Below are 19,739 nucleotides of genomic sequence, written 5' to 3'. Positions count from 1 at the left end.
CTTTGGTTGGAAGCGCATGCGGGGCACTGCGCGGGAAACCGAGACGGGGGTACAATGAGTTCGCCGAAATGCCGCAATGGAAATACATGTCACCAGGCAAACCGCAGCCGTAGGATCGGATTGCGCCTGCTTGCCACAACGGCAATCGTCGGACTGTCTTCTCTCGCACTGGGCTCCCTGCAGCCAGCCTTCGCACAGGAAAAAACCACGCGCACCAGCCGGGCATTCAATATTCCCGCGCAGTCACTTGCCGGTGCTCTCAACGCCTTCGGCCGCCAGTCCGGCCTGCAGGTCACGCTGTCCGCCGACACCTCGCGCGGCGTCCGCTCGAATGCGGTCAACGGCACGCTCGATCCGCAGCAGGCACTGGCGCAGCTCTTGTCCGGCACGGGCATTTCCTACCAGATTTCGGGCGGCACGGCCGTCATCGGCTCTCCGGCTTCGGCAAGCAGTGGCGGAGGCGCCGTCGAGGTTGCCGGCGCAACCGCCCTCGACCCGATTTCCGTCTTTGGCGGTGGCGGCACGCTCGGCGCCGGTGAAATCCAGATTTCAGCCGAAGAACTCGAACAGAAGAACCCGGCAACGATCGCCGACGTCTTCTCCGGCGAACCGGGGATTTCCGTCGGCAGTTCCCTGCCGATGTCCCAGAAAGTTTATGTTCACGGCATCGAGGAAACCAACCTCGCCGTCACCATCGACGGTAGCCGCCAGAACAACAAGGTTTTCCACCACAGCGGTACGAACCTGATCGATCCGGGCCTCCTGAAGGCCGTCGGCGTCGATGCGGGCGTGGCTCCGGCCGATGCCGGCCCCGGCGCGCTGGGCGGCGCCATCGCCTATGAAACCAAGGATGCCCGCGACCTGATCGATGGCAACGGTTTCGGCGGTTTCGTGACCTCCAGCTACAATTTCAACAGCGAAACGGTCACCACCGGGATTTCCGGCTACGGCGTCCAGGACGGCATCGACTTCCTCGGATATTTCAATTTCGGCAAAGGCAACGACTTCTCGGCAGGCAATGGCGACACAGTCGAAGGCACCAGCACCGATCTCTTGAGCGGCATCGGCAAGCTCGGCTTCGAAGCCGACAGCGGCGACCGCTTCGAAATCAGCCATGAGCGCGTTCACGACGATGCCCCGCGGCCGTTCCGCGCCAATACTGGCTTTATCGACGGCCGCCCGCCGTGGGAACCGCGTGTCCGCGACTACAAGATGGATCGCCAGAACACCGTCTTCACCTACACCGACACGACGCCGGAAGGCTGGTGGGAGCCGAAGCTTGTGCTTGCCTACAGCAAGACCGAGCTGGAAGTGCCGATCTACCTGCCCTCGGGCGGTGGCGTTCCGTCCTATACCGACACCGGCATAACCGACAGCTTCAACGGCAAGTTCGAAAACAAGTTCTCCTTCGATATCGGCAACGTCATCGCCGGCGTCGATTTCTACAACGATGAAGCGGAACTGGACGACCCCTTCGAACCCGCCACGGAAAAAGCGCGCAATTTCGGCGTCTATGCCCAGGCGCGGCTCGAACCCTGGGAGCGAACACGGCTGTCCTTCGGCGCACGCGGCGATACCCAGAAATTCACCGGAACCACCGGCGAAGAATGGAACAATTCAGGCTTCAGCAGCAATGTTTCAGGCGAGTACGACATCGTCGAGGACCTGCTGACTGCCAAGGCCGGATATTCGCACGTCTGGGCCGGTATTCCGCTTGCCGAAAACTTCATCATGAACCCCAACTGGGTTTATGGCGACGGACCGGAGCCGGTGACGTCGGACAACTACAATGTCGGTCTTGAGGCGAACTACAACGACTTCACGATCGAAGGCAGCATCTTCCAGACCGATATCGACGACGCCCGGTCTCCGCGATATGCGGCGTTGCGTGGCATCGAAGCCCATGACGTTCGCTCCCGCGGCTTCGAAATCGGCGGCGGCTACAACTGGGGTGACGGCTATTTCAAGGTGAAATACGCCAATATCGACGTCGAAATCGACGGAGCACCGGCTGATTCCGATATCGGCACCTATCTGGCGGCGCCGGCCGGTGAGATCATCACGCTGCAGGCTGTCCACACGTTCACCGATTACGGTGTCACGGTCGGCGCCGATGCCGAGATCGCGCTCGATTACGATGACGTTGCCGTCGGAAGCACGCCGTTCGAAGGCTATCAGGTCTTCAACGCCTTCGTCGAATACAAACCGCCGACCCACCAGAACCTGACGTTCCGGGCCGACATCAAGAACATCTTCGACGAGACCTATTCGGATCGCGCAACCTATGGCCAGGAATTCGGAACCGTGACCCCGCTCTACGAGCAGGGCCGCGCCTTCATCCTGACCGCCAAGGCGACGTTCTGATCCGTTGATCGAAACTTTCCGGTGTTCCGGATGCTGACAAAGGAGCGGGGTTAAAACCCCGTTCCTTACGACCCAAAGTCGAAAGACAGGAGTTCACGATGCAAGAAGCGACAACCCGTTTCACGACGGAAAACGGCCAGAAATACCTGACCCAGCTCTGCAAGCATTTCGCTCACAAAGTCGACGTCACCCAGGACGACGACCGTGGCGAACTCAGATTTTCCTGCGGAACGGGATATCTGCACGCCGATGCCGGCGGCCTGAACATTCGCGTGCGCTCGCCCGATGAACCCAATCTGGCGGACACCAAATCCGTGGTCGAGGATCACCTCCTGCGCTTCGCCTTCCGCGAAAATACCGGCCCGCTCCAGTGGCAGGCGCCCGGCTGACGGCCAGCCATCAAAACCGTTCGGTCAAGAAAATTCAAGGCGTTGAACGACAACGCCATTGCGCGGCCTTCGAGGTCGCGTGCTGAGGAACGACACGATGCAATCGTCCAGGCAAATCGCCGAAGCAGCGACCTTTCAGAGTTTCGCCAACTGCTACATGCGGGAAGTGAACGGCGGCACGCTGGTGCTGCACCGGACACCGTCAGGTCCGGTTGACTGCATGGAATGGTCACTGCCGCGCCAGCAGACCGTCCTTCGCGCTGAAGTAACCTCCCCCTCCCTGTGCGGTCCGCACCATTTCGGCCGCGTCTGGTGCAGGGGCGCATCCGATGCCATCTGGCGGCCGCTCGAGCTGATGTCCGCGCTTCACAGTCTTGTCCATGAGTCCTATCGGCAGGTCGAAGACGGCCACACCGACGCCTTGCGGGGTTTCGAACTCGAACTCTTGATGCGGGTTCTGGAAAGCTACCAGCAGACCGCGCTCTTTATCGAAAAGGCCCAGCCCGCCCCCGACGATCATTTCATCGAGGCGGAGCAGTCGCTCGTGTTCGGCCACTGGCTTCACCCAACGCCGAAGAGCCGGCAGGGCATGGCCTTCTGGCAGCAGGAAAGCTATGCGCCGGAACTGCGCGGCGAATTCAAGCTGCATTACTTTGCGGCCAAGGCTGACCGTGTCCGTCACGCATCGTCCCGCATGACCTCCGCGCCGGACATCGTTCGCTCGCTGATCAAACACTCCGGCAAAACGCTAGGTGTGAAACAAGACGAATACCTGTTGCCAATGCATCCGCTGCAGGCCGAAGCGCTGTTGCTGGATCCGGAGATCAGGGAGATGCAACGCAAGGGAATCCTGCGCCATCTCGGACCGGCCGGCCAGCCTTTCACCGCGACATCCTCCGTGCGCACCGTCTTTCATCCGCAGGAAGACTGGATGCTGAAATTCTCCCTGCCGGTACGCATCACCAATTCCGTCCGTCTCAACCGGCGGCAGGAGCTTGAAGCCGGCGTTGCGATGGCAAAACTGATCGACCGGATCGGCTTCGCGGCGCGGTCTGAAAACTTCAGGATCATTCAGGATCCGGCCTATATCACGCTGGATATCCCCGGCCGCAGCGAAAGCGGCTTCGAAGTCATCCTGCGCGACAACCCCTTTACCGTCGACAAGGGCAAAGGCATCCTGACCGTTGCCGCTCTGACGGCGGACCCGGTGCCGGGCGAACGCTCCCGGCTCGAACGCCTCATTCGCAATCTTTCCGCCCGCGATGGGGAAGCGGTCTCCGACACGGCGCTCGTCTGGTTCCAGCACTATCTCACCTGCGCCGTCGAACCGCTGGTCCGCCTCTATGACGATTACGGCGTGGCGCTGGAGGCGCACCAGCAGAACAGCCTGCTCGATATCGGCTCCGGCTACGCTACCGTCAGCTACTACAGAGACAATCAGGGCTTCTATCTTTCCGAGCGCTATCGCGGACTGCTGCGCGGTTACGTTCCGGAAACCGAGACCATCGCGTCGCTCTATTTCCCGGAAACCGAGATCCGCGATCGCTTCGCCTATTACCTGATCGTCAACCAGGTGTTTTCGATCATCAGCCGCATGGGGCACGACGGGCTGTGCGACGAAGGCCAGTTGCTGCGGATGATGCGCACGCATCTGGAAGAGTGCGCGCAGACGATGACCGGCGCCGGCCGCGACTTCGCGCGCCACATTCTCGACCAGCCGACCATCGCCTCGAAAGCCAACCTGACGACACGCCTGTTCGATGTCGATGAACTGCAATCCGATCATGCGCCGACGCTTTACCGGCCCGTGCCAAATCCGTTGCGCATCCCGGCGGTACTGACCGTTCCAAGGACAAGCCATGCCATTGCCTCTTGATCGCAAAGGGCAACCCGGCGAACGGGTGTTGCGCCAGCTTGTTGCCGCCCTGCTCTACGAAGGCGTGATCGATGCGCGCCAAGGCGTGCGGGACGGTGTATCCGAGTTCCAGTGGTCGCTGGGCAGACGTGCCTACCGATGCACAGGCTCGATCGGCCCGTTCGGCCGCATCCGCGTGGGGACGGGCTCTGTCGAAGTTGAAAACGATGACGCGACATGGGGCGAAGTCTCCATCGCCCAGTTCGTGTCCGCCCTGCCCGGCACCGGCATTGCTCGCGGCAAGCTGCTCGGCGAGATGAAGCAGACCATTGCATTTTCCGAATGGAACGATCGCCATATTGCGCCTCGCGATCGCCGCTCCCTGTCGCTTGCCGCCTTGGAGGGTGCGCTAGACGAGGGGCATCCTTACCATCCTTGCTACAAAGCCAGGACCGGCTTCTCTGATGCCGATCATGCGGCCTATGGTCCCGAGACGGGTAAACCCTTTCAGCTGATCTGGCTGCTCGTTGAGCGCAAGCATCTGCGTGGCGTCCTGCCCAACGATGAAGTCGCCTTCTGGAGCGCCGAACTCGGCGGCGACACATGGGCTCACCTTGAAGCCATGCGAGCACAGCTCGACCTTTCGTGGGATACGTTCGGGCTCGTGCCACTGCATCCCTGGCAATGGCGCAATCTGGCGGACACGCTGTTTGCCGGGTGGATTGCCGCCGGTGAAGCGCATTGCCTCGGCCCCGCCGGAGATCGCTATACGGCGACGCAATCGGTGCGCTCGCTGATGAATATCGACCGGCCGCTGGCAGCCAGCATCAAGCTGCCGCTGAACATGGTCAACACCTCGTCGCTGCGAAATCTGGAGCCGCATTCGGTCTGCTCCGCGCCTGCCATCTCGCGGTGGATCGGCGACATCGTCGCCGGGGACGTGCTTTTCAGCGAGCGGTACCCGCTCACCATCCTGCAGGAATATGCCGGTATCATTGCCGATGCCGATGGGGCACTTGCCGGACAGATCGGCGCGATCTGGCGCGACAATGCCGATGCCACGCTGCTGCCGGGCGAAGCCGTCATTCCCTTCAATGCGCTGATGATGATGGAGGCAGACGGAAAGCCGTTCGCCAATGGCTGGATCGCGCGTTTCGGCCTGATGCCATGGATCAACCGGCTGATCGAAATATCGGTCCTGCCCGTCTGGCACCTGCTCGTCCATCACGGCATCGCCGTCGAGGCACATGGCCAGAACATGCTGCTGGTGCATCGCGACGGCTGGCCGGTGCGGCTGATCCTGCGCGATTTCCACGACAGCATGGAATTCTGCCCCGTCTTCCTGCGCGAGCCGGAAAAGGCCCCGGATTTCCTGGCGCTGCACCCGATCTATGCCGAAGCGAAGCCGGACCAGTATTACTGGACTGATAATCTCGACGCCCTGCGCGAACTGGTGATGGACACGCTGTTCGTCTACAATCTGACCGAGATTTCTCACCTTCTCGACCATTGCTACGACCTGCCGGAAACCCTCTTCTGGCAGCGGGTCGAAAGCGTGCTGACCGGCTATGCGCAGGAGCACGACGCATTCGAGCGGCAGGCCCTCCTCGGCCACGACCAGCCGCAGATTCTCACCGAATCCCTGATGACGCGGAAGCTGTTCGCACAGAAGCCGGAGTACCACCACACGGTACCCAATGCTCTCGCAGCGAACCAGCTGCAACGAAGGAGAAAGCCATGATCCGGATCGATGACAGGCTTTACGATCACGCCCATTTCGAAGAGGCTTCGGCCCGTCTTGCCGAACAGGCGGGGCTCTCAATCCACAAAGGTGGTCGATACGCCGTCTGCTTTGCCGAGACCATCGACTGGCTGGCGCTGTTCTTCGCCATCCGTCAGGCAGGTGCCAGTGTGCTGCCGATCCATCCGGGCACGCCCTATCCGGCGGCTCGCAAGCTAGCGATCGGCGCCGGATCCGACCGGCTGTTCTACAACAGGTTGACGGCGGAAGTGCTCGATACACCGGCGGCCTCTTCATCGAAGGGTCAACTGCTGCAGATGAGTTCCGGCACGACGGGCGCGCCGAAATGCGTGGCGCGCAGCTGGGACGAAATTGACGCGGAAGTCGAAAGCTATGTGCGAACCTTCCGTCAGCCTGACGACATGACCCCGATCGTCGCTTGCCCGGCGACGCATTCCTACGGTCTGATCTGCGGCATTCTCGTCGCGCTGAAGCGCGGCCAGGTTCCGGTCATCGTCAATACCGGCAATCCGAAATACCTGCTGAAGGTGCTGCGCGAGACCGAACGGCCGCTGCTCTATTCCTCGCCGGCGATCCTGCACACGCTGGCCCGGCTGATGCCGGAGGGCGAGCAGATCCATGCGACCATGACGTCGGGCACATTGCTGCCGGACGCCTGGTTCTCGCTGATCCGCGCCCGCAGCCTGCACATGTTCCAGCAATATGGCTGCTCGGAATCGGGATGCATCGCCATCAATCCCAACGTGACCGCGACCGGAGACATGGGCTTCGTGCTGCCGCATCTACGCCCGGAGACGGGAACAAGCGCCGATGATGCCGGCGAGATCGTGGTGAAGAATCCCGATGACGTCACCATCCACACCCGCGACCTCGGCTATATCCGCGAGGACGGCATGCTGGTGTTCATCTCGCGCATGGACGACATGATCAACGTCTCCGGCCTCAACGTCTATCCGAAGGATGTCGAGGATGCCGTGATGGCCATGCCCGCTGTCACCGACGCCGTCGCCTTCCGCAAGAGCGACCGGTTTGCCGGCGAGCGTGTCGCGCTCCTGTTCAGTGCCAGCGAGACAGTCGCTCCGCAGGCCGTGCGCGAATGGTGCAGCCGCCATCTCGCCAGCCATCAGTTGCCGATGGAAATCCTGCAGATCGGTGAAATCCCGCGTCAGGCCAACGGCAAGATCAGCCGCCGCGAGGTCGCCGCACGCCACGCCGCCGGCGAATTCGCAACACCGGTCGCAGGAGCCGCATCATGACCCAGAGCGAAATCCTTGCCGCGATCCGCACCGTTCTCGACGAGCAGATGATGCACGCCCATATGGACGGCTTCGGCCTCGAGGCTCGCCTGAATGAAGACCTCTATCTCGATTCCGTGCTGATCCTGCAAATCTTCCTCAATCTCGAACTGGAATACGGGCTTTCGGTTCCGGAAGAGGCCATTGCGAAGCAGGATATCGAAACCGTCGCCGATCTGGCGGCGCTTTACGCGCCGAAGACGGCCACGATCGTCACTCCGTCCTTTCCGATGACAGGCGGCACGACCGATGAGGGCGTGCATGGCGAAGCCTATTACGACATCAAGGTCCACTGCTTCGTCAGTTGCGTCTGCGACGGCCTGAAGAAGCGCGGCCTCGACCACCGGCCGTTCTACTTCGGTGTCTGGGATGCGAAATTCGCTGTCAGCGACCGTTTCGAGCTTCTCTACCACGCACCGGACATCAGTCAGGAATTCCTGCGCGGCTGGTTCGAACGCCTCTATGGCGTGACAGTGCGCGAATGGTACGACCCTGAAAAAACCAAGATCGAAAATCTGGCAACGCTGCTCGATCTCGTCGAAAACCGCGGCGAAACCGGATCGGTCATGGTCATGCTCGACATGTTCCACCTGCCGGAGCGGGAGAACAAGTTCAACCAGAACCCCTTTCCGCACTATCTGATGCTACAGGAAGCCGCTGATCCGCAGACATGGTTCGTGCATGATCCCGATTACCGCTGGGAAGGCGAGATCGCCCGCGAGAAGGTCATCCACGCCATCATGCAGCCGACTGTCGGCGGCGGTTACGTCTTTGACAGCGCCGAGGCGAGAGCGCCTTACCCGCAGGATCTGCAAGCCTTTTTCGAAGCCTGCTTCGTGAGGGACAGGAACCCGCTCGTCGATTCGGTTCGCGCGATTGTCACCGCACATCTGGAGGGAACGAACGAGGTCAGGCTATGCGACCTCACAGCAGCTGTTCGGGAACTGCCGGTCATCACCATCCGCAAATATGCCTACGAGCATGGCTTCGCCTTCTTCTGGCGGGCGCTGAAGCTGCCGGCAGCGGAGTTCGAGACATGGTGCGAGGAGATCGAAACCCTCGTCCAGTCGCTGAAGACACTGCACTACGCCTGCATGAAACTGTCCCAGACAGGCGATTCCACCCTGGCAGGCGCAGTTTTCGAGCGTCTCGATGAAGCCGGCCGGCTGGAGACGAAGCTGAAATCGAAGTTGTCCGAGATTTTCGATCTCTGGTGCGCTCGGAATATTCCCGCCGGTGTCGAAATCCGCATGCTGAAGAGGGCCGCACGATGAGAGTCTCGCTCTGCACCATCACCTTCCGTCATCACCTGATTTCGCTCGGCGAAATCGCCGCTTGGGCACAGTCCAACGATTTCCAGGGCATCGAACTCTGGGGCGCGCATGCCCGCAATCTGGCGCAACAGCCAGATCGAAATGCCGAATGGCTCGACAATTACGGCCTGTCGGTGCCGATGATCAGCGACTATCTGCCGATCGACGCCGATGCCGATACCCTGCGGCGCAAGACCGTCGATCTGTGCCGGCTGGCGCGCCGCTGGCGGGCGCGGAAAATCCGCACCTTTGCCGGAAATCGCGGCAGCCTGGCTACTTCAACCGAAGACAGGCAGCGTATTGTCGAGCGCCTGCACGACATCTGCACGATCACCGCAAGCTACGGCATTCACCTGCTGGTAGAGACCCATCCGCAGACACTGGCGGACACGGCCGGCTCGACCATGCGCCTGATCGCCGAGGTCGATCACCCCTTCCTCGCCATCAATTTCGACACGCTGCATGTCTGGGAAGGTGGCGACGACCCGATTGCCGTTCATCGCGAGATGAAGCCGCACATTCGTCATTACCACCTGAAGAATATTCTCAACCGCTCCGATCTTTCCGTCTTCGAACCGGCCAATGTCTACGCCGCCGCCGGACGCCGCACCGGTATGACGCCGCTGTTCGAAGGAACCGTCGATTACACCGCTTTTCTGTCCGAGATTTCCGGCGATCCGCAAATCGATGCCTCGCTGGAATGGTTCGGCAACGATTGCCTCGACATTCTCCGGCGCGACCGGCGACAGGTCCGGCAGGTGGTCGAGGGGCGGGAACCGGTTCGTCGGACAGTCAATTTCTAAGAGGGAACAAAATGTTCAACAGGACAATAGCAACACTCGCCATCACGCTGGCATTGTCATTCGCCGGCGCTGCCCAGGCTGCCGACATTCAGACCGCGACGGGGCCGGTCAAGATCGATGCCACACCGGCCAAGATTGCGGTATTCGACATCGCCGCGATCGACACGCTCGACAGCCTTGGCGTAAAGATGGCTGGCCTGCCGTCCAATCTCTACCTGCCGGAACTGGCGCGCCTGAAGGAAGGCTCCGCCGTGGTCGGCGATATCTTCGAGCCCAATCTCGAGGCCTTGAGCGAACTGCAGCCGGACCTCATCATCCTCGGCGGCCGGTCGTCCCCGCAGGTGGAAGCGACGTCGCAAGTGGCGCCGACGATCGACATGACGATGGACGGCGACGATCTTTACCTACAGGCGAAAACCCGATTGGCGAGCTACGGCGCTCTCTTCGGCAAGCAGGCCGAAGCCGAGGCAGCCGCCAAGACGCTCGATGCGAACTTGGAAAAAACCAAGGCCGCCGTTGCCGGCAAGGGCAAGGCGCTGATCATCATGACCAACGGCCCGAAGGTGACCGCCTATGGTCCGGGATCGCGCTTCGGGTGGGTGCATGCGACGCTCGACCTGCCGCCGGCCGTTCCCGATGTCGAGGCCGCCACCCATGGTGAAGCCATCTCGTTCGAATTCATCGCCAAGGCCAATCCCGACTGGCTGCTGGTGCTGGATCGCGCCGCCGCGATCGGGTCGGAAGATCAGAACGCCAAGGCAACGCTGGACAATGAACTGGTGGCCGGCACGACGGCATGGAAGAAGGGTCAGGTCATCTATCTGCCCGCCGGTGACTTCTATATCGCTACCGGTGGCGTGCAGGCCATGAGCCGTGTATTCACGGCCATTACCGACGCATATTCCAAGGCCCAATGACCGAAATACGCGTTCACAGACAATCGAAAACGAAACTGGCCGCCTGCGCGGCCTTTGTCGTGCTTGTGGTTCTCAGCATTCTCATCGGCGCCGGGGAGTTCTCCCTGTGGGCGATCATCGACGATCCGGCATCCCTGCAACTGCTGCTCGTCAGCCGGCTGCCGCGGACGATGGCGGCGATCCTGACCGGTGCTGCCCTTTCGATTGCCGGCCTGATCATGCAGACACTGGTGCGCAACCGGTTCGTCGAACCCTCCACCTCCGGAACGGCGCAGAGTGCCGCACTCGGCATCCTGATCATGACCCTGCTCTTCCCCGGCGCCGCACTTGCCGTGAAGACTCTGTTTGCAAGCGCCCTTGCCCTCATCGGCACGTCCATTTTCCTGATGACCGCGCATCGGCTGCCGCCGACACAACCCTATCTCGTGCCACTGTTCGGGCTGGTCTATGGCGGTGTGATCGGCGCGGTCGTGACCTTCGTCGGCTGGCAGACCGAGCTTCTGCAACTCATCGATATCTGGACCAATGGCGAGTTTTCAGGCGTCGTGCGCGGGCGCTATGAACTTCTCTGGATCACTGCGCTGATGGCGGCTCTCGCCTGGTGGGTGGCCGACCGGCTGACATTGCTCTCGCTCGGCCGCGATGTCAGCATCGGCCTCGGCCTGAACTATCAGCGCACGCTGCAGCTTGGTCTCGTGATCGTCTCCGTCATATCGGCGCTGACGGTGGTGATCGTCGGCATCATCCCCTTTGTCGGGCTCGTCGTTCCCAATCTCGTCTCGCGTGCGCTGGGCGATAATCTGCGCGTCACCATTCCCTGGGTTGCCTTGAGCGGGGCGACCTTGGTGCTCGGCTGCGATGTGCTCGGCCGGTTGCTGCGGTTCCCCTACGAGATACCCGTTGCAACCGTCATGGGCGTCGTCGGCGCCATCCTGTTCCTGCGGCTGATGTTCATGCGGACAAAACATGCCTGACCGACGCCTGATCATTCTCGCAGCAATCGCGTGTGCCTCGATCATCGCCTTCATGACGATCGGGCTGCGCGGCAACATGGTCTTCGTCTTGCAACTGCGCGGGCTCAAGCTCCTGGCCCTGATCCAGGTTTCCGTCTCCATTGCTCTTTCGACCGTGCTCTTCCAGACGGTGACCGCGAACCGCATCCTGACACCTTCGATCATGGGGCTTGATGCGCTCTACCTGTTCGGTCAGACGGCCCTTGTCTTTGCACTCGGCGGCCTTGGCTATGCGAGCCTTAATGGCGGGCTGAAATTCGGCGCGGAGGTTATCGTCATGATCGCGCTCGCGATGGGGCTGCTCTGGCCGATGCTGCGGAGCCGGATGGACATGAGCTTGATGCTGCTGATGGGCGTGACGCTGGGGCTGCTCTTTCGCAGCCTGTCGGCGCTTCTGTCACGGGTGATCGATCCCAATGACTTCGCCATCGTGCAGACCGCGAGTTTCGCCAATTTCAACATGCTGCGCGCCGACCTGACGATCATCGGCACGATCATCACACTCGGCGCGGCACTGCTCTGTTGGCAGAAGCGCCATGTGCTCGACATTATCGGACTTGGCCGCGAAACCGCGATCGGGCTCGGCGTTCACTGGATCCGGGCCGCGACAGGCCTCCTGCTCCTCGTCTCGGTTCTGGTGGCGGTCTCCACCGCACTTGTCGGACCGGTCGCCTTCTTCGGCCTGCTCGTCGCGGCACTGGCGGAGCGGCTGATGCAGACGCAACGTCATGCGCTGCTGCTGCCGGCGGCGTCCTTCATCGCCATCATCGTGCTCGTCGGCGGCCAGACCATCCTGCAACACGGCCTGGGCGGCGCGTCGACGCTCGGTGTCGTCATCGAATTTGCCGGTGGCCTGCTTTTCCTCGCCTTGCTCATCCTCGGGAGCCGTAAATGATCCGGATCGAAAACGTATCGCTGTCCTATCGCGACGTGCCGATCCTGCGCGATATAACGCTGTCGCTCGACAGGGGCGGTATCATCGCGCTGGTCGGCCCGAACGGCGCCGGCAAATCCACCCTGTTCTCCCTGATGGCGCGGCTGCAACCGCTGCAATCCGGCCGGATCACCATCGACGACCTGCCGGTCGATCGCACGCCGAGCCGGCAACTGGCGCAACGCCTCGCCATTCTGCGCCAGGACGGCGCCGTGGCCAGCCGCCTGACAGTGCGCGAACTCGTGGGCTTCGGCCGCTTCCCGCATCACCAGGGTCACCCTGGCGTCGAGGATCTGGCCCTTGTCGATGCAGCCCTGGAGCAGTTCGAACTGAAGGCCCTGTCGGAACGGTTCATCGACACGCTGTCGGGAGGCCAGAGGCAACGGGCCATGGTCGCCATGACCTTCTGCCAGGGCACGGACTATCTGCTGCTGGATGAGCCGCTCAACAATCTCGACATGTTCCATGCCCGGCAATTGATGCGCTCGCTGAGGAGCATTGCCGATGAACGCCAGCGCACTGCCATCATCGTCCTGCACGACATCAACCAGGCCGCCGCCTATGCCGACCGGATCGTTGCGATGCGCGATGGACGGGTCATCGCCGATGGAACGCCAGACGCCGTGCTGACGCAAGACAATCTTGAAGCGATCTTCGGCTACCGTATGCAGATCGAGCAGATGGGTGGAAAACCCTTCGTGCTCCACCACCTTTGACGGACGCATGTCCGGCGCCGCCTTGCATTGCCCGGATTTTCACGGGACAACCATCCAATGAGCGTTCCGACAGTCCATCCTTTCACATTCGACCCAACCTATGGCTTGCAGCTTGATCAGTTGCGAGAGATCAGAGCGCCCGAGGCCCCCGCAGATTTCGACACGTTCTGGCAAAAGCGGTACCAGCAGGCGCTGGCCGTCGATCCGCAACCAGTGCTGCGCCAAAGCAAGGCAAGCCATCCCGGCTGGCATGTGCTCGACATCACCTATACCTCGACCGGCGCTTTCCAGATCCGTGGCTGGCTGCTGTTACCCCGCAAAGGCCAGGTGCGCCGTGGCCTTGTCGTCGGCCATGGTTATGGCGGCCGCGACCAGCCGGATTTCGAGATACCGGTGGAAGAAACCGCCGTGCTCTTTCCGTGTTTTCGCGGCTTATCGCTCAGCGCCCGCCCGCCGATTTCCCCGGATCCGCCCGGTCATGTGGTTTACGGCATCGAGAACCCCGGCAACTACATCATCGGCGGATGTGTCGAGGACGTATGGCTCGCGGTATCGGCACTCACTACGCTTTATCCGTGGATAGACGGCCACATTGGCTATAGCGGCAGCAGCTTCGGCGGCGGGATCGGCGCCATGGCGATCCCTTACGACCGGCGCATTGATCGCGGGCATCTTGTCGTGCCCTCATTCGGAAACCGGCCGCTCTGGCTTAGCCTGCCGACGGTCGGTAGCGCGGAGTCTGTTCAAGCCTATCAGAAGACCCATGGCAGCGTGCTGGAAACCCTCCGGTTGTTCGATGCGGCCAACGCTGCCGAGCGCATTCAGGTGCCGATGCTTGTTGCCGCAGCCCTGTTCGATCCGGCCGTCGCCCCGCCCTGCCAGTTCTCCGTGGCGAATGCTCTGCCGCCATCAAAATTTAATGAAATCTTCATCCTTGATGCCGGGCATTTCGACTATCCTGAAGGTCCAGCACAGGATGCCATCCTGCGCGAAAAGGTCAGGCGGCTCTTCAAGGTCCCATGAAACGCGAATATCTTCGCTGGTACAGTCAGCGTCTTCATAGAGACATGGAGCTCTTGGTGTTTGGCCATGCCGGCGCCAAGGTCCTGATGTTTCCGACCCGGGACGGCCGTTTTTGGGAATATGAAGAGCTCGGCATCGTTGACAGCCTAGCCGACAAACTGGACGCGGGTCACCTGCAACTCTACTGCATCGAGGGCCTCGCCGCAGAAACCTTCTACGGCTTCCACCGCCATCCGGCCGAGCGCATGCGCCGCCATGCCGCCTTCGAGGACTATATTCTCCAGGAAGTCCTGCCGCTGATGGCGCAGATGAATCCGCACGACAGTATCGTCGTGCAAGGCTGCAGCCTCGGCGCCTTTCAGGCCGCCAGCCTCGTCTTCCGCCACCCCCATCTGTTCAGCAAGCTCGTCGCCTTCTCCGGCCGCTACGACCTGACGATGAAGGTTGAGTCGTTCGGAGACCTGCTCGACGGCTATTACGACGACGACGTCTATTTCCATACGCCAAGCCATTTCCTGCCCAACCTGGTGTGCGAATGGCGGCTGGAAAGATTGCGCCGCCTCGATATCGTCCTGACGATCGGTGATGCCGATCCTTTCCTCGACAACAACCGCTATCTCAGCCGTCTTCTTCTGGACAAGAATGTCGGGCATCAGCTGCATGTCTGGGATGGACGCGCCCACCGGGCAGGCGCCTGGCGGAAAATGGCGCCGCTCTATATCTGACGATCCGCCATCGTTTCAGTGGTGACATCACTTTATGATTTGGGTTTTCACCCATGTTGTGTGGAAAACGTCGCCGCGTAGGAGATAAACGCGGTTTTTAGACAGTTTCGCCCCATCCCCCGTTGTTACCTTGGCTCAGGGAGCATTTTGGACGCGCGAGCGATCAAAGCAAGTGGTGGAGATTCTTTACCGATGCCGCAGCAGAAAGACATGAAGAAACCCGACCGGATACAGCCGGACGATGAGCAGCCCTTTCGCCATCAGTTGAAGATGATGCAGAACGCCTTCATGGCTTCGCCCGTCCGCAACGTCATCATCTGGCTTGCCCTCGGCATCGTCTCGGTCATCCTGGTGACCGCCTTCGGTCAGGTTCTTCTCAATCGCTGGTACAAACCGTTTTACGACACGCTGGAGCGCAGGGACTTTTCCGCCTTTCTGCATCAGTTGCTGATCTTCGCCCAGATTGCCGGCGGTCTTCTCGTTCTCAACGTCGTCCAGACCTGGCTGAACCAGTGGATCCGGATCAAATTGCGCGAGGGCCTGACGCTCGACCTGATTACCGAATGGATGCGGCCGGCCCGCGCCTTCCGCCTCGCCAATGCCGGCTCCATCGGCATCAACCCCGACCAGCGCATGCATGAGGATGCGCGCCATCTGGCGGACCTGACGTCCGGCATCTGCTTCGGCCTGTTCCAGTCCGGCATTCTCCTCGCCAGCTTCATCGGCGTTCTCTGGTCGCTGTCGGAAGGCTTCGTGTTCCATATCGGCGAGCACGACATCAACATCCCCGGCTATATGGTCTGGGCTGCGATCCTCTATGCCGGTACGGCCGCCTGCCTCAGCTGGTTCGTCGGACGCCCGCTGGTCAAGATCAATGGTGAACACTATTCGCGCGAGGCCGCGCTGCGGTTCTCGCTGATGCGGGTCAATGAACATATCGAGGCAATCTCGCTTTCCGCCGACGAGCCGAACGAGAAGCGCCGCCTGCAGCGCGATCTGTCGTCGGTCATGGAAATCAGCAACAGGCTGATGCTGGCACTCACCCGCCTCACCTGGGTCACGTCCGGTTACGGCTGGATCACCGTCGTCGCACCGATCATCATTGCAGCGCCGGTCTACTTCTCCGGAAGCCTCAGCTTCGGTGGTCTGATGATGGCCGTCGGGGCCTTCAATCAGGTGAACACCTCGCTTCGCTGGTTCGTCGACAATATCGACACGCTCGCTGACTGGCGGGCGACTCTGCTGCGTGTTGCCGCCTTCCGCTCGGCCATGCTGATGACCGATGAGAGCCACGAAAGCGGCAAGCGGATCGACTTCACCCGGAGCGATAGCCAGCGCATGACCATCGACGGGCTGGAAATCGCGCTGCCGGCCGGATGCATCAAGCTGGCCGAGCCGCATGTCGAAATCGCACCGGGCGACCGTGTGCTTGTCACCAGTGCAACAGGCGTGGAAAAAGCGCCATTCTTCCGCTCCATTGCCGGCCTGTGGCCTTGGGGGCACGGAAAGATCGCGCTGCCCAAGGACGCCCAGATGGCGTTCATTCCGCGCTCTCCCTACTTCCCGCCCGGCACGCTGGAAGAGGTGCTGTCCTATCCGCAAAATCCTGGCAGTTTCGCGAAGGTCGATCTGGTGAAGGTCCTGTCGCGCGTGGGCCTCGCCCGTCTGCAGGGACAGCTGGACCAGGACATGAAGACAAAGCTGAAGCTCAACGAAGTCGAACTGCGTCTTCTCGCCATCGCAAGGCTCGGCCTGCATAAGCCGCGCTGGGTCATCATCGACGAGGCGCTGGATACGCTGGAGAGCGATTCCTACAAGCGTGTGCTGAACTTTCTGGAGAAGGAAGTCGGCACTGCAGCGATCGTCAACATCGGCCGGCAGGAACCGGGAACCCGCTTCTTTACCCGCGTGCTGCAACTTGAAGGCAACCCGACCGGCAAGGCGCTGCGGCTGCTGCGGCCGAAGAGCCTGCGCACATCCGCTCCACAACCGGCGGATTGATCCCTGCTAATCGTCAATAGAAGGCCAGACGATAACGGTATCGTCTGGCCTTTTGCATTCAGAACGTTGGCGGCGTGCAGGCGCTGATGACCTCGCAAGGCACAGGCCCGACACAACGGAACCGGTGCGGTCGCCGGCTCTCGAAATAGTAGGCATCGCCCGGGCCGAGAATGCGGCGGTCCTCATCCACGGTCACCTCCAGCCGCCCGGACAAAACGATACCACCCTCCTCCCCCTCGTGAACGAGCGGAACTTTCCCGGTATCAGAGCCCGGCTGATAACATTCCTTGAGGATTTGCAGACTGCGACCAAACAGGTTGTCGCCGATCTGCCTGTAAGAAATCGGTCCCTTGCCGATCTCGACCAGTTCCTCGGCCGCATAGAATGCCTTGCGCGGCTTCTCCGGTTCGAAGGCAAAGAATTCCGCCAGACCGATGGGGATACCGTCCAGGATACGCTTGAGCGCCCCGACGGATGGATTGGATGAATTGGATTCGATCAGCGAGATTGTCGAATTGGTGACGCCCGTGCGCTTCGCCAACTCCCGCTGGGACAGATTGTGCAGCGACCGCAGATGACGCAAGCGGCTGCCGATATCGACGGACATGACCAATCCTGTTTCGGTTGTTTGAAATACAGCAAACCGTGTCACACGGTTCCATTTATTTCAATGGCTTACTGAATCATAGAAAAGGACTTGTTCAACATTGAAAATTGCACACATTGGCGGCAATCCCAAGGAGAGAGCCATGGATCACATCAGCAAGCGCAACAGCCCGTCCCTCGAGAATTTCTGGATGCCATTTACCGCCAATCGGCAGTTCAAGGCCGCCCCACGCATGCTGGCGAGCGCCGAGGGCATGTATTACACCGATGTGGACGGTAATCGGATCCTCGATGGTACGGCCGGCCTCTGGTGCGTCAACGTCGGCCACGGCCGCCAGCGCATCACGGAAGCCGTCGAGCGCCAGTTGCGCACGCTGGACTTCGCCCCAACCTTCCAGATGGGTCATCCGATCGCCTTCGAATTCGCCGCCAAGCTCGCCGAGCATTCTCCCGGCGGTCCTGCTGCGCAGCTCGACCGCGTCTTCTTCACCGGTTCGGGCTCCGAATCCGTCGATACGGCCCTGAAGATCGCCATCGCCTACCAGCGCGCAATCGGACAAGGCACCCGCACGCGCCTTATCGGCCGTGAGAAGGGCTATCACGGCGTTGGCTTCGGCGGCATTTCCGTCGGCGGTCTGGTCAACAACCGTCGTATTTTCCCGCAGATCCCGGCCGATCACCTGCGCCATACGCTCGATCTCGACCGCAACGCCTTTTCCAAGGGACTGCCCGATCATGGCGTCGAACTCGCGGAAGATTTGGAACGTCTGGTGGCGCTGCACGGCGCCGAGACGATCGCAGCCGTCATCGTCGAGCCGATGTCCGGATCCGCCGGCGTCATCCTGCCGCCGAAGGGCTATCTGGAGCGCCTGCGCGCCATTGCCGACAAATACGGCATCCTCTTGATTTTCGACGAAGTCATCACCGGTTTTGGACGGCTCGGCACGCCGTTTGCGACCGACTATTTCGGCGTTATTCCCGATATCATTACCACCGCCAAGGGCCTGACGAATGGCGCCGTGCCGATGGGCGCGGTCTTTGCCAGCCGCAAGGTGCATGACGGCCTGATGACCGGCCCGGACAACCAGATCGAACTGTTCCACGGCTATACCTATTCCGGCCACCCGGTCGCCTGCGCGGCGGGTCTCGCGACCATGGAAATCTACGAGGAAGAAGGCCTGCTGACCCGGGCTGCCGGCCTCGCGGAAACCTGGCAGGACGCGCTTCATTCGCTGAAGGGCCTGCCACACGTCGCGGATATCCGCAATCTCGGCCTGGTCGGCGCGGTCGAACTGACACCGCGCGATGGCGCACCGGGAACGCGCGCCTACGACGTCTTCGTCGACTGCCTCAAGAAGGGCCTGCTGATCCGCGTCACCGGCGACATCATTGCCCTCTCGCCACCGCTGATCATCGAAAAGGACGAGATTGGCAAGCTCGTTTCCATCCTTGGCGACGCTCTGAAGCGCGCCGCCTGAACCCCCTCGGCAGGCCCGGAAGCGAACCTTCCGGGCCTGTTCCGCGTCCGCATGCCATCAAGGGCAGCAATTGCGCGATGTCCTCTTTGGGAATTCCCCGTCGAGCCTGCGCCGTCACCGCCTCCGCAGCGAGGCGGCTTGCGCGTATTCGTTAACGGAAGCGGCTCGAAAGAGCCTGTTGAACCGATTAGATGGCGCATATCGTGACAGGCGTGGTCCTTGTGCCGCGCGCCATTCGGCGATTTTTCGATGTCACTCCGTCAAAATCGACGGCAAACAAATTTCTTGTACTTATCATTCCCGTAGTTTAGCGTATGGAAATAATTCAATTATTTCATAATTATGACAGACGCCGAAAATGCCAATATTTTTGCATGTGCGAAATGTTGGCAGGGAAATTCGCCAGAGAATCGTACATCCATATAATACCCTGATTATTATTCGATTTTTCGATTCACATCATCAGCATATCGCTTGAATACACGATCCGAATATTCCCGCTGTTCCGAACGTTACATCTGCCGACGAAAGAGCCTGATACATAA

The 19,739-nt window shown here is 60.9% G+C and carries 16 protein-coding genes; 15 read left to right on the top strand and 1 reads right to left on the bottom strand.

Features of this window, described 5'->3' with window-relative positions; translation table 11 throughout:
* The first annotated feature begins 120 nt into the window (after nucleotides 1-120).
* From ASG68_RS14150 to ASG68_RS14085, 14 genes are all read left to right on the top strand, one after another.
* Nucleotides 121-2,364 (top strand): TonB-dependent receptor, encoded by a 2,244-nt coding sequence (locus tag ASG68_RS14150; RefSeq protein ID WP_244484238.1) that lies wholly within the window; start codon nucleotides 121-123, stop codon nucleotides 2,362-2,364.
* Between the two features lie 98 nt (nucleotides 2,365-2,462).
* Entirely contained in the window at nucleotides 2,463-2,753 is a 291-nt protein-coding gene (locus ASG68_RS14145; RefSeq protein ID WP_062583815.1) for a DUF2218 domain-containing protein, read from the top strand.
* Between the two features lie 97 nt (nucleotides 2,754-2,850).
* Nucleotides 2,851-4,629 carry an IucA/IucC family protein gene (locus ASG68_RS14140; RefSeq protein ID WP_062583814.1) on the top strand — a complete coding sequence of 593 codons (1,779 nt, stop codon included), beginning with the start codon at nucleotides 2,851-2,853 and terminating at the stop codon, nucleotides 4,627-4,629.
* Nucleotides 4,613-6,349 (top strand): IucA/IucC family protein, encoded by a 1,737-nt coding sequence (locus tag ASG68_RS14135; protein WP_062583813.1) that lies wholly within the window; start codon nucleotides 4,613-4,615, stop codon nucleotides 6,347-6,349. Before ASG68_RS14140 ends, ASG68_RS14135 begins: the two co-directional genes overlap by 17 nt.
* Nucleotides 6,346-7,626 carry an AMP-binding protein gene (locus tag ASG68_RS14130; protein WP_062583812.1) on the top strand — a complete coding sequence of 427 codons (1,281 nt, stop codon included), beginning with the start codon at nucleotides 6,346-6,348 and terminating at the stop codon, nucleotides 7,624-7,626. The genes ASG68_RS14135 and ASG68_RS14130 overlap by 4 nt, the downstream gene beginning before the upstream one ends.
* The gene (locus ASG68_RS14125) at nucleotides 7,623-8,939 is read left to right on the top strand and encodes a DUF6005 family protein (protein WP_062583811.1); all 1,317 of its coding nucleotides are present in this window, start codon (nucleotides 7,623-7,625) and stop codon (nucleotides 8,937-8,939) included. The genes ASG68_RS14130 and ASG68_RS14125 overlap by 4 nt, the downstream gene beginning before the upstream one ends.
* Nucleotides 8,936-9,781, top strand: a complete 846-nt coding sequence (locus ASG68_RS14120; protein ID WP_062583810.1) for a sugar phosphate isomerase/epimerase family protein — start codon at nucleotides 8,936-8,938, stop codon at nucleotides 9,779-9,781. Before ASG68_RS14125 ends, ASG68_RS14120 begins: the two co-directional genes overlap by 4 nt.
* 11 nt (nucleotides 9,782-9,792) lie before the next feature.
* Nucleotides 9,793-10,698 carry a siderophore ABC transporter substrate-binding protein gene (locus ASG68_RS14115; RefSeq protein ID WP_062583809.1) on the top strand — a complete coding sequence of 302 codons (906 nt, stop codon included), beginning with the start codon at nucleotides 9,793-9,795 and terminating at the stop codon, nucleotides 10,696-10,698.
* Nucleotides 10,695-11,672 (top strand): ABC transporter permease, encoded by a 978-nt coding sequence (locus ASG68_RS14110; protein ID WP_062583808.1) that lies wholly within the window; start codon nucleotides 10,695-10,697, stop codon nucleotides 11,670-11,672. Before ASG68_RS14115 ends, ASG68_RS14110 begins: the two co-directional genes overlap by 4 nt.
* Nucleotides 11,665-12,606 carry an iron chelate uptake ABC transporter family permease subunit gene (locus ASG68_RS14105; protein WP_062583807.1) on the top strand — a complete coding sequence of 314 codons (942 nt, stop codon included), beginning with the start codon at nucleotides 11,665-11,667 and terminating at the stop codon, nucleotides 12,604-12,606. The genes ASG68_RS14110 and ASG68_RS14105 overlap by 8 nt, the downstream gene beginning before the upstream one ends.
* Complete coding sequence (locus tag ASG68_RS14100; RefSeq protein ID WP_062583806.1) at nucleotides 12,603-13,361, top strand: ABC transporter ATP-binding protein; 759 nt, start codon at nucleotides 12,603-12,605, stop codon at nucleotides 13,359-13,361. The genes ASG68_RS14105 and ASG68_RS14100 overlap by 4 nt, the downstream gene beginning before the upstream one ends.
* A gap of 57 nt (nucleotides 13,362-13,418) precedes the next feature.
* The gene (locus tag ASG68_RS14095; protein ID WP_062583805.1) at nucleotides 13,419-14,384 is read left to right on the top strand and encodes an acetylxylan esterase; all 966 of its coding nucleotides are present in this window, start codon (nucleotides 13,419-13,421) and stop codon (nucleotides 14,382-14,384) included.
* A complete protein-coding gene (locus ASG68_RS14090) occupies nucleotides 14,381-15,109 on the top strand; it encodes an esterase family protein (RefSeq protein WP_062583804.1) in 729 nt (242 codons plus the stop codon). The genes ASG68_RS14095 and ASG68_RS14090 overlap by 4 nt, the downstream gene beginning before the upstream one ends.
* Nucleotides 15,110-15,301: 192 nt before the next feature.
* Nucleotides 15,302-17,110 carry an ABC transporter ATP-binding protein/permease gene (locus ASG68_RS14085; protein WP_082478434.1) on the top strand — a complete coding sequence of 603 codons (1,809 nt, stop codon included), beginning with the start codon at nucleotides 15,302-15,304 and terminating at the stop codon, nucleotides 17,108-17,110.
* Nucleotides 17,111-17,168: 58 nt separating this feature from the next.
* Here the strand turns inward: ASG68_RS14085 and ASG68_RS14080 are convergent, their stop codons facing one another.
* Entirely contained in the window at nucleotides 17,169-17,717 is a 549-nt protein-coding gene (locus ASG68_RS14080; protein ID WP_062583803.1) for a cupin domain-containing protein, read from the bottom strand.
* A gap of 142 nt (nucleotides 17,718-17,859) precedes the next feature.
* Here ASG68_RS14080 and ASG68_RS14075 point away from each other — a divergent pair, with 142 nt between their 5' ends.
* Nucleotides 17,860-19,194, top strand: a complete 1,335-nt coding sequence (locus ASG68_RS14075; RefSeq protein WP_062583802.1) for an aspartate aminotransferase family protein — start codon at nucleotides 17,860-17,862, stop codon at nucleotides 19,192-19,194.
* The last annotated feature ends 545 nt before the right edge of the window (nucleotides 19,195-19,739 follow it).

Source organism: Rhizobium sp. Leaf453, assembly GCF_001425605.1.
Classification (GTDB): domain Bacteria; phylum Pseudomonadota; class Alphaproteobacteria; order Rhizobiales; family Rhizobiaceae; genus Pararhizobium.
Note: the sequence above shows the minus strand (reverse complement) of the source record. Positions and strands in the feature narration are given on the sequence as shown.

What these genes read in the sequence shown, in the direction of transcription:
- ASG68_RS14135 (WP_062583813.1), top strand. Translation starts at nt 4,613, where the DNA reads ATGCCATTGCCTCTTGATCGCAAAGGGCAACCCGGCGAACGGGTGTTG.
- ASG68_RS14110 (WP_062583808.1), top strand. Translation starts at nt 10,695, where the DNA reads ATGACCGAAATACGCGTTCACAGACAATCGAAAACGAAACTGGCCGCC.
- ASG68_RS14075 (WP_062583802.1), top strand. Translation starts at nt 17,860, where the DNA reads ATGGATCACATCAGCAAGCGCAACAGCCCGTCCCTCGAGAATTTCTGG.
- ASG68_RS14080 (WP_062583803.1), bottom strand. Translation starts at nt 17,717, where the DNA reads ATGTCCGTCGATATCGGCAGCCGCTTGCGTCATCTGCGGTCGCTGCAC.
- ASG68_RS14115 (WP_062583809.1), top strand. Translation starts at nt 9,793, where the DNA reads ATGTTCAACAGGACAATAGCAACACTCGCCATCACGCTGGCATTGTCA.
- ASG68_RS14095 (WP_062583805.1), top strand. Translation starts at nt 13,419, where the DNA reads ATGAGCGTTCCGACAGTCCATCCTTTCACATTCGACCCAACCTATGGC.
- ASG68_RS14120 (WP_062583810.1), top strand. Translation starts at nt 8,936, where the DNA reads ATGAGAGTCTCGCTCTGCACCATCACCTTCCGTCATCACCTGATTTCG.
- ASG68_RS14090 (WP_062583804.1), top strand. Translation starts at nt 14,381, where the DNA reads ATGAAACGCGAATATCTTCGCTGGTACAGTCAGCGTCTTCATAGAGAC.
- ASG68_RS14125 (WP_062583811.1), top strand. Translation starts at nt 7,623, where the DNA reads ATGACCCAGAGCGAAATCCTTGCCGCGATCCGCACCGTTCTCGACGAG.
- ASG68_RS14130 (WP_062583812.1), top strand. Translation starts at nt 6,346, where the DNA reads ATGATCCGGATCGATGACAGGCTTTACGATCACGCCCATTTCGAAGAG.
- ASG68_RS14105 (WP_062583807.1), top strand. Translation starts at nt 11,665, where the DNA reads ATGCCTGACCGACGCCTGATCATTCTCGCAGCAATCGCGTGTGCCTCG.
- ASG68_RS14085 (WP_082478434.1), top strand. Translation starts at nt 15,302, where the DNA reads ATGCCGCAGCAGAAAGACATGAAGAAACCCGACCGGATACAGCCGGAC.
- ASG68_RS14145 (WP_062583815.1), top strand. Translation starts at nt 2,463, where the DNA reads ATGCAAGAAGCGACAACCCGTTTCACGACGGAAAACGGCCAGAAATAC.
- ASG68_RS14140 (WP_062583814.1), top strand. Translation starts at nt 2,851, where the DNA reads ATGCAATCGTCCAGGCAAATCGCCGAAGCAGCGACCTTTCAGAGTTTC.
- ASG68_RS14100 (WP_062583806.1), top strand. Translation starts at nt 12,603, where the DNA reads ATGATCCGGATCGAAAACGTATCGCTGTCCTATCGCGACGTGCCGATC.